The sequence below is a fragment of the Paracoccus litorisediminis genome (genome assembly GCF_009711205.1).
GTDB classification, from domain to species: domain Bacteria; phylum Pseudomonadota; class Alphaproteobacteria; order Rhodobacterales; family Rhodobacteraceae; genus Paracoccus; species Paracoccus litorisediminis.
Genome location: NZ_WMIG01000003.1, coordinates 44,587 through 58,288 on the forward strand (window position 1 = coordinate 44,587; position 13,702 = coordinate 58,288).

A 13,702-nucleotide genomic window follows, 5' to 3' on the forward strand; every position below is an offset into this window, starting at 1 on the left:
ACACCCGCAGGGTTCGCCGGAAACCACCGGTCGCCTTCAACGCCAAAGGACAGCGCAATGGCGTTGACGGCCGGTTCGGCCAGCGAAATGCCCTCAGGGGCATCGCAACATTGCCGCCAAGCTTCCAAGGGATGACGTGCTGCCGCGTGTAAGTATTTCACATAAAATAATAATTTACGGCATCCTTGATATGCCGCCTTTCACGCGACGCAATGGGATCGAACTCTCGATCGTCGAAACACCGGGAACCCGCGTCAGCCGTCCCGTCAGAAAGCTCTCGAAGTCAGCCAGACTGGCGGTGACCACGCGCAGCAGATAATCGCGGCTGCCGGTCATCAGCCAGCAATCCACAACTTCGGGAAAGGCGCGCACGGCGGTTTCGAACTTGGCCAGCGCCTCATCAACCTGCCGATCAAGCTGGACCGAGACAAAGACCGATACCCCATAGCCAAGGGCGGTCTCATCCAGCAGCGCGGCGTAACCGGTGATGACGCCGCTTTCTTCCAGCGCGCGGATGCGGCGCGCGACTGGCGAAGGGCTTAGGCCCACCTGATCGCTGATCTCCTGCACGGAGGCACGCCCGCTTTTATGCAAATGCCGCAGGATTCTTGCATCAATCCCGTCGATCTGGACGTTTGTCATAAGTCATTTCCATATTTGCACAGCTTTCCGCCAAGAATAGGCGCGGCATTGGCCGGAAACAGCGAAAAAATGCGTGGGCCGGGTGTTAAAGTCGAAGGCATCCGCGAAAGGAACGCCATGGCACAATCACATCTGAAGACCATCGAGCAGCGCCTGCTTTGGCTATCGCATTGGATGATCCATCAGGCCAACCACATCCGGCCCAAGCAGGACGGCATCAAGATCGGCGGCCATCAGGCTTCGTCGGCCTCGATGGTGTCGATCATGACAGCGCTTTACTTCTCGGCACTGCGGCCCGAGGACCGCGTGGCCGTGAAACCCCATGCCGGGCCGGTCTTTCACGCGATGCATTACCTGATGGGCAATATCTCGCGCGAGAAGATGCAGGATTTCCGCGGTTATGGCGGGGTGCAAAGCTATCCCAGCCGGACCAAGGACGTGGATGACGTGGATTTCTCGACCGGCTCGGTGGGCTTGGGGGTGGCGATCACCTCTTTCGCGTCAATGGTGCAGGATTACATTGCGGCGAAGTCATGGGGTCAGGATCGGCCGATGGGCCGGATGATCGCGCTGATGGGCGATGCGGAGCTGGACGAGGGCAATATCCACGAATGCCTGCAAGAAGGCTGGAAGCACGGCCTGCGCAACACTTGGTGGATCGTGGACTACAACCGCCAGTCGCTGGACGGGGTGGTGCATGAGGGGCTTTGGGAGCGGATCGAGGGCGTCTTTTCGGCCTTTGGCTGGGATGTGGTTCGGGTCAAATACGGGCGGCTTCAGCGCGCGGCCTTTGCCGAGCCCGGCGGCGAGCAGTTGCGGCGATGGATCGACGATTGCCCGAACGACCTTTATTCGGCACTGACCTTTCAGGGTGGCGCAGTCTGGCGCGAGCAGTTGATGAACGACCTTGGCGATCAGGGGCCGGTCAGCGCGCTGATCAAGCGGCGCGATGATGATGAGCTTGCGGCCCTGATGGAGAATCTTGGCGGCAATTGCGTCGATACCATGGCCGAAACCTTTGCCGCGATCGACCACGACCGCCCCACCTGCTTTCTTGCTTATACGATCAAGGGCTGGGGCACGCCGATTGCCGGTCACAAGGACAATCACGGCGGCCTGATGACCAAGGCCCAGATGACCGACTGGCAAAGCCGAATGCGCGTTCCGGTGGGTCAGGAGTGGGAGCCGATGGCAGGTGTCGCGGACCCCACCACGCTGCGCGCCTTTCTGGACAAGGTGCCTTTCTTTGCCGCCGGTAATCGCCGCTTTGCCGACGCACGCATTTCCGTTCCTGCGATCGAACCACCTGCCGAGCGCAAGATCTCGACCCAGCAGGCATTCGCCAAGATCCTTGACGATCTGGCCCGTGGCGACAGCGACCTGGCCGAGCGGATCATGACCACGTCACCCGACGTGACCGGCACGACCGGGCTTGGGCCCTGGGTCAACCGCCGCAAGCTGTTCGCAAGGGATGCGCGCAACGACATGTTTCGGGCACGAAACATTGCCTCGACCGCAAAATGGGATTTCGCCCCGCAGGGCCAGCATGTCGAGCTGGGCATTGCCGAGATGAACCTGTTCCTGCTGCTGGCGGCGGCAGGTCTGTCGCATTCGCTGTTTGGCAAACGGCTTCTGCCGGTGGGCACGGTCTATGACCCCTTCGTCTGCCGCGGTCTCGATGCGATGAACTACGCCTGCTATCAGGATGCCCGCTTCATGATCGTGGGGACGCCTTCGGGCATCACGCTTGCCCCCGAGGGCGGCGCGCATCAGTCCATTGCGACGCCGCTGATCGGCATGGCGCAGGACGGGCTTGCGGCCTTTGAGCCGGCCTTTGCCGATGAGTTGGCAGTGATCACCCGCTGGGCCTTCGACTACATGCAGCGCGAGGGCAAGCCGGACCTGTGCGAGCGGACCTGGCTGCGCGACGAAACCGGCGGAGCGGTCTATCTGCGCCTTTCGACCAACCCGATTGAACAGCCGGGTCGCCGCCATGATGACGCCTTTGTTCAGGGTGCGATCGACGGCGCCTATTGGTTGCGCCCGCCCGGACCCAACTGCGAGGTGGTCATTGCATATCAGGGCGTCGTCGCCCCCGAGGCCATCGCCGCCGCCGGCATGATTGCCGAGGCGCGCCGCGATGTGGGCGTGCTGGCCGTCACCTCGGCGGATCGGCTGAATGCGGGCTGGAATGCGGCGCAGCGCGTCCGCGCCCGTGGCAATCCACGCGCCATCAGCCATGTCGAGCGCCTGTTGCGGCCGCTGTCGCGGGATTGCAGCCTTGTCACGGTGATCGACGGTCATCCCGCGACGCTGTCTTGGCTGGGCTCGGTCCATGGGCATCGGACGATCTCGCTTGGGGTCGAGCATTTCGGCCAGACCGGGACCATCGGCGATCTTTATCGCCATTTCGGGATTGATGCGCAAAGCATCGTGGACCGGGTCGCAGGTCTGACGCCGGGGGCATGGATCAGCGCCCGTTCGGCCTGAAGGCATCGAATTTTCCGACCCTGCCAGCCCCGCGCCCATCGGTGCGGGGTTTCGGTTTTCCGGCATCAGGCGCTTGCCTTGGCTTACGCCAGAACAGGGCATTTTCCGGACAGATCTGCATCGAAAACAAGCTTCGGAAAAATCCTGATGGTCTGCTCGCAATTTTCATACCAATTGGTATGATCAAATGGTATGAAAATTGGCAGGACGCCACGAAGCCTGTCTTTCGCGGCGCAGCATGGGGGACAGATGAAACGTTACTGGGCGGACCATTCGAGCCTTGAGTTTTCGCAGCTTGATCGGTCCAGGCTGATCGCCGTGCTGCCTTTGGGCGCAATCGAGCAGCACGGACCGCATCTGCCGATGTCGGTCGATACCTGTTCGGTGGATGGCATCTGCACCCGGCTGGCCCGAGATCTGCCAGAGGAAAGCCCGGTGGTCTTCCTGCCGACCCAGGCTGTCACCAAAAGCAACGAACATCTGGCCTTTCCCGGCACTTTGACGCTGTCGCCTGAAACGCTGATCCGGGTCTGGTCCGAAATCGGCACCTGCGTGGCCCGTGCGGGCGTGCGCAAACTGGTGCTGCTGAACGGGCATGGCGGCAATGTCCCGGCAATGGACATCGTCGCGCGCGAATTGCGTGTGTCGCAGCAGATGATGGTGTTCTCGCTCAACTGGTACGCAGCGGGTATGCCCGAGGGTCTCTATTCGCCCGTCGAACTGGGTCACGGCATCCATGCGGGCGATATGGAAACCTCGGTCATGCTGGCCTTGGACCCCGACAATGTCCGCATGGACCGGGCCCGGAATTTCCGGTCGCGACTGCAGGACCTGCGCGAGACCCATCCCTCGATCGCGCTTTCCGGGCCGGCGCGGCCGGGTTGGATGATTCACGACCTGAATCCGGCCGGTGCCTGCGGCGAGGCGCATCTTGCCAACGCCGACAAGGGCCATGCCACGCTGGACCACGCCACAGGTCGGCTGATCGACATTTTCCACGACATCGACCGGACGCCGCTGTCATGGCTCGATGCTACCCCCGAATGGTGAGCCAATGACACAGCCAGCCCAGATCACCCTGTCCCATGTCGAAAAGCGTTTCGGCAATGGAACGCTGGCCCTGCGCGACATGAACCTGAGCATCCGCGAAGGCGAATTCGTCAGCTTTCTTGGCCCCTCGGGCTGCGGGAAATCCACCGCTTTGCGGATGATTGCGGGACTGCTTGAACCAAGCGGCGGGACGATCACCGTGAATGGCCGCGAGGCAGGCGATGGCGGCGATGTCAGCTTCGTCTTTCAGGACGCGACGTTGATGCCCTGGGCCACGGTCTTCGACAATGTGATGCTGCCTCTCAAGCTGCGGGGCCTGGGCCGGGCCGAGGCGCGCGCGCAGGTCGAAGAGGCGCTTGGAATGGTCGGGCTGACAAAATTTGCCAGCTCCTATCCGCGCGAATTGTCGGGGGGCATGAAAATGCGCGTCTCGATCGCGCGGGCGATGGTGACAAAGCCCCGACTGCTGCTGATGGACGAGCCATTCGCCGCGCTGGACGAAATGACCCGCTTCAAGCTGAACAACGATGTGCTGGAGCTATGGCGCAAGCAGGGTCTGACGGTGGTCTTTGTCACCCATTCGGTATTCGAAAGCGTCTACCTGTCCAGCCGGGTCGTCGTCATGGGCTCGCGTCCGGGCCGGGTCGTCCATGACTTGCCGATGCCCGAGGGGCCGCGGGATGAGCATTACCGAACGACTGCCCGCTATGCCGAGACCTGCCGCATCGTCACCGAGGCACTGGAAGGGACCATGGACCATGTCGACATCAACCACTGAAAGCATGCCCGTCGCGATCACGCCCACGGCCCCGTCCGCCGACCCCGCATTGCGCCGCGCGCGGCAGGAACGCCGTTTGCGACTGCTGCTGCCGGTCTGTGCCATCTCGTTTGCGCTGCTGATGTGGGAGTTTCTGGTCTGGTATAACGAGGTCCCGCATTATCTGATCCCGGCCCCCAGCCTGATCGCCCGGACCCTGGTCGAAAACTTCGGCTCGCTGATGGGCAGCGCCTGGTTCACGGTCAAGCTGACGCTGATGTCCTTGGCGCTGGCCATCTCGGGCGGGGTGGCATTGGGCATGATCTTTGCCCTTTCCCGCCCGATCGAGATGAGCCTGTTCCCCTTTGCCGTGATCCTGCAGGTGACGCCGATCGTGGCCATCGCGCCCCTGATCCTGATCTATGTGCCAGATACGTTCTGGGCATTGTTGATCTGCGCATGGATCGTTGCGTTCTTTCCGATCCTGTCGAACACCGCCATCGGCCTGCGCAGCGCGGATCACAACCTGCGCGATCTGTTCACGCTTTACCGTGCGACGCCGTTGCAGCGCCTGCGCTACCTGCTGATCCCCTCTGCCCTGCCCTATTTCATGGCCGCGTTGAAGATCGCGGGCGGGCTTGCGCTGATTGGCGCGGTGGTGGCGGAGTTTGTCGCGGGCACCGCAGGCCAGAATACCGGTCTTGCCTCGCGCATTCTGGAATCCAGCTTCCGCAACGAAATCCCGCTGATGTTTGCCGCGCTATTTCTGGTCTCGGCACTGGGGATCGTGATTTTTCTGGTCACGTCCTGGTTGTCGACCGCCGTGCTGGGTCACTGGCATGAGAGCGAGATCAAGCGGACGCGATGACCAGCATGCTGCAACGTATCGTCACCGATCTGCAGGGCGTCCGGCTGGCCGGTCGCGCGGGGCACTGGGACCTGAGTGTCGCGGATGGCCGGATCGCGGGGCTACGCCCCTCGGGGCGGAACGGGGGTGGGCTGATCACCCCGCTTTTCGCCGATCCGCATGTGCATCTGGATAAGACCTACACGCTGCAGCGGATGCCGCGCCGCGCCGGATCGTTGCATGACGCGATCGAGATGATGGCCCAGGATGTGCCGAACTGGACGCCCGAGGACATCCGGCAGCGCGCCCAACTGGCCCTGTCCCGTGCCTTTGCCCATGGCACCGGGCGCATGCGCAGCCATATCGACTGGCATGACGACCGCCCCCCCGCCGCATGGCAGGTGCTGGGCGATCTGGCGCAGGAATGGCAGGGGCGGATCAAGCTGGAACTGGCCTCGTTGACACCGCTTGACGCATTCGCCACGCATGGAGAGGCGATTGCCCGCCGGATTGCGACCTCGGGCGGCGTGCTGGGCGCCTTTGTCTATCGCAATGACAATTTGGCCGAGGGCGTGGCGCGGGTCTTCGATCTGGCCGAGCGTTTCGATCTGCCCCTTGATTTCCACGTCGACGAGGGCACCGATCCCTTGGCGCAGGGCTTCGACGCCATCCTGACCGAAACCGAGCGTCGCGGCCTTGCAGGTCGGGTGCTTTGCGGTCATGCCTGCGCATTGTCGGTGCGCCCGGCGGACGAGGTCGGGCAGCTGCTTGACCGTGCGGCGGCGGCTGGTCTGGGGCTGGTCGCCCTGCCTGCCTGCAATGCATGGTTGCAGGACGCAACGGGCGAGCGTACCCCGCGCCTGCGCGGCATCGCCCCGATCCGCGAGGCCCGTGCGGCGGGCATGCAGGTCATGTTCGGCTCGGACAATGTCTGCGATGGCTTTTTCCCGCATGGCGATTACGACCCCGCCGATGCGTGGCGACTGGCCGTGCTGCTGGGCCATCTTGAGCCCGAGGACTGGCTGGACGCCGTGACGACGCTGCCCGCTGGCTGGTCCGGTGGTGCCGCGCCCCTCACTGAGGGCGCAGCCGCAGATTTCATCCATTTCGCCGTCAACAACGCCGATGAACTGGCCAGCCGTCCGACAGCAGGCCGCACGGTCTGGCGCGACGGCAATCCCATTGCCCCCCTGAACGGAGCCATCCCATGCTGACCGAAGCACGCCCGCCGCGCGCCGCCGCCCTTGCCGCGTTCAAGGCCGAAATGGACGGAATCCGCGTCCATGACGATGAAAAGACCCTCGAACTGCGCTCGCGCGATTATTTCTGGTACAGCCCGATCCTGAACGAGCAGCTTGAGGATTGCCGGGGCGAGCTTGTCGTGATCCCGACCTCGCAGGAGGAAGTGTTCCGCGTGGCATCTGCTGCTGCCCGCCACCGTCTGCCCGTGACCATTCGCGGTGGCGGCACCGGCAATTACGGCCAATGCGTGCCGCTGGATGGCGGCGTGATCCTGGACATGACGCGGCTCGACAAGGTGATCGAGATCACGCCGGGCCATGTCCGGGTTGAAGCCGGGGCAAGGATCTCGCGGCTTGACGACGCCGTGCATGAGACCGGGCAGGAACTTCTGATGTATCCCTCGACCCGGACGCTGGCGACCATCGGTGGCTTCATTGCGGGCGGCTCGGGCGGCATCGGATCGTTTCGCAACGGCATGCTGCGCGACAATGACAACGTGACCTATGCCCGGATCGTCACCGTCGAACCCGAGCCGCAGATCATCGAACTGCATGGCGAGGCGATCAACAAGATCCAGCACGCCTATGGCACGAACGGCATCCTGGTCGAGGTCGGCCTTGGCCTGACGCCCGCGACCGAGTGGGTGCATGTCGCGGCCTTGTTCGACGGCTATGACGCCGCCTTGGATTTTGCGACCGGGGTGCAGGATCAGGGTCTGGACCTTTACCTGCTGACCTGTGTCGAGCGCCGTTTCTCGGCCTATTACCGCAAGCTCAAGGATCATTTCCCGGCGGATCGCGACGCGGTCTTCGCCATGGTCGCGCCCGCCGATCTCTCGCGCTTCCGCGCCGAGGTCGAGAACGGCGGCGGCACGGTGACATTTGCCCTGACCAAGGAGGAAATCCACCAGCAGGGCCTGCAACCGGCCTATGAGCTGGGCTGGAACCACACCACGCTGCAAGCGCTGAAGATCGACAAGGGCTGGACCTATCTGCAGGTCGCCTATCCCCACCCCTTCGACCCCGCGCTGGTCCTGCGCCAGATGCAGCGACATGGCGACGAACTGTTCTGGCATCACGAGATGGCCCGCGAACAGGGCCGCGTGCAGATCTTTGCCCTGCCGCTGGTGCGCTATCGCGGCAAGGACGAGATGTACGCGCTGATCCGCGAGCTTGAGGCGGATGGCTGCACCATCTTCGATCCGCATGTCTACACGATCGAGGATGGCGGCATGAAAACCATCGACGACACCCAGATCGCCTTCAAGAAGCAGGCCGATCCTTACGGCCTGATGAACCCCGGCAAAACCCGCGGCTGGACGCCTGAAATGGCGCTGGCCGAATGAACCAATAACCAAGAATACCGACAGGAGAGTCCCATGATCAACGGCAAGACCCTGATGCTGGCGCTGGCAGCCTCGGTCATCTCGACCACCGCATTTGCCCTGGACAAGGTGAAGTTCGGCACCAACTGGTTGGCCCAAGGCGGCCATGGCGGCTATTATCAGGCCGTCGCCGATGGCACTTATGAGAAATATGGCCTTGAGGTCGAAATCGTTCCCGGCGGTCCGCAGGTCAACAACCGGCCCATGCTTCCGGCGGGAAGGCTGGACTTCCTGATGGGCGGCAACCTGCTTCTGTCCTTTGACAACGTGCGCAACGGCATTCCGACAACGGTGGTCGCGGCAATCTATCAGAAGGACCCGCAGGCGCTGATGGCGCATAAGGGCAGCTATGCAAGCTTTGCCGATCTCGCCAAGGCGCCCAGCGTGCTGCTGGCCAAGGACGGGCAGTTTTCGTACTGGAAATGGATGGTCGACGCCCATGGTTTCCGTGACGAGCAGGTCCGCCCCTATAACTACAACCTTGCGCAGTTCCTGCAGGACAAGCAGATGGTCCAGCAATCCTATGCCACAGCCGAGCCGCTTTACGCCGCCGAGCAAGGCGCGCCGGTCGATGTGTTCCTGCTGGCCGATCAGGGTTGGTCGACCTATGCCAGCACCATCGAGACCCGCCAGCAGCTGATCGAGGAAAACCCCGAGCTGGTGGAGCGCTTCGTCAATGCCTCGATCGAGGGCTGGTACAACTTCCTCTATGGCGACCGCAGCAAGGCCTATGACGCGATCATGGCCGCCAACCCGGAGATGACCAAGGCCAAGCTGGATGCCGAGGTGCAACAGATGATCGATCTGGGCATCGTTGACAGTGGCGATACGCTGGAAAAAGGTATCGGCGCGATGAGTGAGGACCGCCTTGCCGCCTTCCAGAAGCTTGCCGTCTCGGCCGGATTGATCGACGAGGGCGCGGTTGACCTTGCCAAGGTCGCCGACCTGCGCTTCGTCAACAAGGGGACCGGTCTGGACATCCGCAAGACGCTGGCCGGTCATTGATTGCCCGCGGGCAGCGACAATCGCTGCCGCCCAGACCATGAACACCATCTGTCGGGACGCTCCCCCGCGTCCCGCAGGTCAGACAGCAGGAGAGCCATGTCCAGCGCGAAACAAAGGCGGGAAGCGATCCACGACAGCATCCGCGATGCGGCTGTGGTCGAATTCGCACGCAATGGCCTTTCGGGGACGTCGACCCAGGCCATTGCTCAGGCCGCCGGTATCACCAAGGCGCAACTGCATTATTACATCACCTCGAAAGAGGATCTTTATCAGCAGGTTCTGGGTGACATCGTGACCCGCTGGAAAGAGATCTTCTTTCTGTCCACCTCGGCGCCGGACGACCCCCGCATCGTCATCGCCGACTATGTCCGGCGCAAGATACGCCATGCATTGCATCACCCCGAAGTCGCGCGCTTCTTCGCGCGCGAGATCGCTCGCGGCGCTCCTGAAATGGCGCGGCATTGGGGTCCGTTGCGACAATCCGTGGATGAGGCCACGGCCATCATTCAGGGTTGGATCGATACCGGACGTATCCGTCCGCTCGATCCCCTGCTGTTTCAGATGAACCTTTGGGCGGTGACCCAGCATTACGCCGAATACGAAACCCAGGTCCGCATGTTGATGGACAGGCCCGCGCCGACGCTTCTGGACGAAACCCGCATCGTCGAAGAGGCAACCGCGCTGTTTCTGGGCCGCTGCGGTCTTCTGGACTGAACCAGTTCCTCACCCCGCAAGACGGAGGACGCCTTGACCCATGTCCTGATCCTTGGTGCCGGTCAGGCCGGCGCCGCACTGGCCGCGCGCTTGCGCAATCTGGGCCATGACGGGCCCATTACGCTGGTCGGGGACGAGGACGCGCCCCCCTATCAGCGCCCGCCGCTGTCGAAGAAATACCTGCTGGGTGAAATGACGCGCGAGAACCTGTTCCTGCGCCCCGAGCGCTTTTACACCGAACAGGGCATCACCTTGCGGCGCGGTCGCCGCGCCGTCGCCATAGACCGTGATCGGCATCGTGTCGATCTGGACGGGGAATGGCTGATTTACGACCATCTTGTCCTGACTACCGGCACGCGCCCGCGACTTCTGCCTGCCGCAGCGGGCGGAGATCTGGCACAGGTCCATGCGCTGCGCGGGCTTGCCGATATCGACCGTCTGGCACCCGAACTGCGCCCCGGACGGCGTGTGCTGATCGTGGGCGGCGGGTATATAGGGCTTGAGGCTGCGGCTGTCTGTCGTCGGCAGGGTCTGGATGTCATCCTGATCGAGGCTGCGCCGCGCATTCTGCAACGCGTCGCGGGCGAAGAAACCGCAGCTTTTTTCCGCGACCTGCATCGCGGCCATGGCGTCGAGATATTGGAGGGGACCGGCCTGACCGCGCTGCATCCCGGTGCGCCCGTTCGCGCGGAACTCTCCGATGGCAGCCACCGTGAGATCGACTTCGTGATTTTGGGTATCGGGGTTCTGGCCAATGACGAATTGGCGTCGGATGCCGGGCTGGCTTGTGATGGCGGCATTGTCGTCGACGCGCAGGGTCGGACCTCGGACCCGCGGATATGGGCTGCAGGCGACTGCACCCGCCTGCCCTGCCATGGCAGGATGATCAGGCTGGAATGCGTCCAGAACGCCATTGATCAGGCCGAGACCGTCGCTGCCAACATTCTGGGGGCCGAGCAGGATTACCATCCCAAGCCTTGGTTCTGGTCGGATCAGCATGACATCAAGCTGCAGATTGCCGGGCTAAGTGACGGCCATGACAGCGTGATCACCCGACCGGGGGCGACAGGGCAATCGCATTGGTATTTCGCAAGCGACAGGCTGATCGCCGTAGACGCGATGAACGACCCCCGCGCCTACATGATCGGCAAGCGCTTGATCGAAGCAGATCGCTCACCCCTGCCCGATCAATTGCGCGACCCCGGTTTCGATCTGAAAACCCTGCTCTGATCCCCATCTCCGCAAGCCAAGGACCGCAATGACCCTGACCCCGCTTCTGCCCGCCTCGATCGCCCCGCCGTTTGGAAACTATTCCCACGGGATCGGAACAGAGACGCTGGTGGTCACATCAGGCCAGCTGGCGCTTGCCGCGGATGGCTCGGTGCCCGCCGGGATCGAGGCGCAGGCCGAACTGTGCTTTACCAATATCGCCGCCATTCTGGCCGAAGCGGGTCTGGATTTCAGCCATGTGCTGCGCTTTTCCACCTATGTCACTCGCCGCGAGGACATGGCGCCCTATATGGCGGTCCGCGACCGCGTGCTGGCTGGGCTGCCGGTAAAGCCTGCCTCGACCCTGCTGATCGTTTCCGGCTTCACCCGCCCCGAATTTCTGATCGAGATCGAAGCGCTCGCCTCTCGCTAAGCCGAATTCACGGCTCCTGAGTCGAAGGTTCATCGCTGGGCGCAAAACCTCCTTCGCTGTTTTCTTGGCCTTCACGCGATGCATTGATCGCGGCTTCAAGCACCGGCCCCCAGGCGGCGAAGAAAGCCTCCGGTGGTGGCATGACCGAGACGACGACCTCGCAGCCGTCATAGGGGGGCGCGTCTGAGGCCGCCGCGAAGGTCACCCGCTGCCACGGCCCCGTTACGTCAAGACCACTGGCCGCAAGGCCGCGGGCGGCGTCGGCGGCAGCCGCCAGCAGCGCAAGGTCACCTGGTTCGTCCTCGACAAGCGTGACGGCAAGAGTGGCCCCTTCCGGGATCACCCCCGCAAAACTACCACCAGCCGGTCGCGTCATGGGGTCCACGTCGAACTGCCGCTCGGGACTGTCACCCAGCGACGGATCGGGCACAGGAAAGACCGCGTAGGGCACTGCCGGTCCCCCCGCATCAAGCTTGGCCCGTCTGAAGCAGACGATCGGAACCGGCCCGTCCCCATCGGCAAAGCGTTCGACCAGATGCAGCGACGGGATTTCGGTTTCCTCGGAATACCCCCCTTTCAGGGCCACCTGGACCGGGATGCCGCCGTCGCCAAGGACCCGTATCGCGGCAGCAACACGGGCGACCAGATCCTTGTAGCCCACTCCGGCCAGAAGTCCGGCCGGCTCGTCACCGCCGCGATAAAGCCGCGCCGCCTCTTTGTCGGACTTGCCCGGCGCGACCTCCAGATCAAGAACAAGCCGTGCAAGGAACAGGTTGTCACAGGGATCGGCAAGCATCGCCATCAATGCGTCGTCGTCGGGCATCGCGGGCAGAAGCGGACCGTTCGGTCCCATGTAGCGCATGGCGGCAGCGGTAACCGCGACCCTCGCCGTCGAAAGACGGATCTGACCGATCCCATAGGACCAGTCTGGCCAGTTTCCCGAAATGTCGCGCCACAATCGGGCGATAGACAGTTCAAGGTCACGCCGCCACGCCGGACGCGCGTAGCCCTCGGCGGTGGCGATGCCGATCGCCAGCGGCGTGCGTCCACAACGGGCAACCGCACCGGTATCGACGAAGGACCAAGGGTCGTCCGGCCCTCCTTCCTCCGGCTCCATCAACCGGACCAACCCGACACGATGCATCGAAACGACCGCAAGGCGTTCGGCCGGAGACAGCGTCATGCCCTTTGCAACCTCATCGGCGTCCGAAGCGCCAAGATACAGAAACGGCGCAAGCGCTATGGCAAGCGCCAGCGCAATCACCACCGGCGCGAACAGACGCCAGAGCGCCCGCCTCACTTCGACCCCGAGATGAGAAACGCGGCCACTCCGGCGGTGAACGCCGCACCGATCGAGCTGAGGATCGGGCGCATCAGCGGGTGATCGGCGACGGTTGCCAAGGTCAAAGGCGGCCATTCTGCCGAACGCGTCATGACGGCTTCGGCCGCCTCCGCGCCCGCCCGCGCGAATAGCGCATAGCCCGCGAAATAGATAAAATAGGCGATGAGAAACAGAAGTCGCTGCGGGGCTAAAGCCGGGTCGATCAGCAGGTCCCACATCAGGATATAGGGCCAGGCCATCAGCAGCGCCGAGAGAAAGGCCGCATATGTCAGGGTCAGGTCCAACTGCTCATCGACCAGCCGGTCGAGCATCGCCGCGGACCCCCGTAATGCAGTCTGGGCGATCCGCGCCTGATAGATCAACGCGGCGAGCGCAAAGGCCACCACAAAGGGCAGCGCAAACTTGATCACGAGCGACTGCAGCCTGAGCACCGAGCGCTCATCGAACAGGAATGACGAGAAGGTGAAATAGAAGCGATCAGGCAGAAGCAGTGCAGCCGTCTTGATCGCCGCCAGATTCAGGAATGTCGCAACCAGAAACAGATGCGGATGGATCGACTTCATTCTGCCCTCTCTGCATATGCAAAG

Annotated in this window: 13 protein-coding genes; 10 read left to right on the plus strand and 3 right to left on the minus strand. The window is 63.1% G+C overall.

Annotation, left to right across the window (positions count from 1 at the left end):
- Window positions 1-174: 174 nt before the first annotated feature.
- Window positions 175-642, minus strand: coding sequence for an Lrp/AsnC family transcriptional regulator (locus GL300_RS08955; RefSeq protein WP_155039290.1), 468 nt, complete (start codon window positions 640-642; stop codon window positions 175-177).
- Between the two features lie 117 nt (window positions 643-759).
- On the opposite strand from GL300_RS08955, the gene GL300_RS08960 reads away from it, so the two are divergent.
- From GL300_RS08960 to GL300_RS09005, 10 genes are all read left to right on the plus strand, one after another.
- On the plus strand, window positions 760-3,132 hold the full coding sequence (locus GL300_RS08960) for a transketolase (RefSeq protein WP_155039291.1): 2,373 nt from the start codon (window positions 760-762) through the stop codon (window positions 3,130-3,132).
- A gap of 249 nt (window positions 3,133-3,381) precedes the next feature.
- Window positions 3,382-4,182: a creatininase family protein gene (locus GL300_RS08965; RefSeq protein WP_155039292.1), complete on the plus strand. Its 801-nt coding sequence runs from the start codon at window positions 3,382-3,384 to the stop codon at window positions 4,180-4,182.
- A 4-nt stretch (window positions 4,183-4,186) separates the two neighbouring features.
- The gene (locus tag GL300_RS08970; protein WP_155039293.1) at window positions 4,187-4,960 is read left to right on the plus strand and encodes an ABC transporter ATP-binding protein; all 774 of its coding nucleotides are present in this window, start codon (window positions 4,187-4,189) and stop codon (window positions 4,958-4,960) included.
- Window positions 4,941-5,807 (plus strand): ABC transporter permease, encoded by an 867-nt coding sequence (locus tag GL300_RS08975; RefSeq protein WP_211594998.1) that lies wholly within the window; start codon window positions 4,941-4,943, stop codon window positions 5,805-5,807. The genes GL300_RS08970 and GL300_RS08975 overlap by 20 nt, the downstream gene beginning before the upstream one ends.
- Before the next feature lie 5 nt (window positions 5,808-5,812).
- Window positions 5,813-7,000, plus strand: a complete 1,188-nt coding sequence (locus tag GL300_RS08980; RefSeq protein WP_155039483.1) for an amidohydrolase family protein — start codon at window positions 5,813-5,815, stop codon at window positions 6,998-7,000.
- Window positions 6,994-8,373: an FAD-binding oxidoreductase gene (locus tag GL300_RS08985; protein WP_155039294.1), complete on the plus strand. Its 1,380-nt coding sequence runs from the start codon at window positions 6,994-6,996 to the stop codon at window positions 8,371-8,373. Before GL300_RS08980 ends, GL300_RS08985 begins: the two co-directional genes overlap by 7 nt.
- A 33-nt stretch (window positions 8,374-8,406) precedes the next feature.
- A complete protein-coding gene (locus GL300_RS08990; protein WP_155039295.1) occupies window positions 8,407-9,417 on the plus strand; it encodes an ABC transporter substrate-binding protein in 1,011 nt (336 codons plus the stop codon).
- A 96-nt stretch (window positions 9,418-9,513) separates the two neighbouring features.
- Entirely contained in the window at window positions 9,514-10,131 is a 618-nt protein-coding gene (locus GL300_RS08995) for a TetR family transcriptional regulator C-terminal domain-containing protein (RefSeq protein ID WP_155039296.1), read from the plus strand.
- Between the two features lie 33 nt (window positions 10,132-10,164).
- Entirely contained in the window at window positions 10,165-11,361 is a 1,197-nt protein-coding gene (locus GL300_RS09000; RefSeq protein WP_155039297.1) for an NAD(P)/FAD-dependent oxidoreductase, read from the plus strand.
- A gap of 28 nt (window positions 11,362-11,389) precedes the next feature.
- A complete protein-coding gene (locus tag GL300_RS09005; RefSeq protein WP_155039298.1) occupies window positions 11,390-11,773 on the plus strand; it encodes a RidA family protein in 384 nt (127 codons plus the stop codon).
- Window positions 11,774-11,780: 7 nt separating this feature from the next.
- Here GL300_RS09005 and GL300_RS09010 read toward each other — a convergent pair whose 3' ends face one another.
- Window positions 11,781-13,073: a hypothetical protein gene (locus GL300_RS09010; protein ID WP_155039299.1), complete on the minus strand. Its 1,293-nt coding sequence runs from the start codon at window positions 13,071-13,073 to the stop codon at window positions 11,781-11,783.
- Window positions 13,070-13,678 carry a hypothetical protein gene (locus tag GL300_RS09015; RefSeq protein ID WP_155039300.1) on the minus strand — a complete coding sequence of 203 codons (609 nt, stop codon included), beginning with the start codon at window positions 13,676-13,678 and terminating at the stop codon, window positions 13,070-13,072. The genes GL300_RS09010 and GL300_RS09015 overlap by 4 nt, the downstream gene beginning before the upstream one ends.
- Window positions 13,679-13,702: the final 24 nt, after the last annotated feature.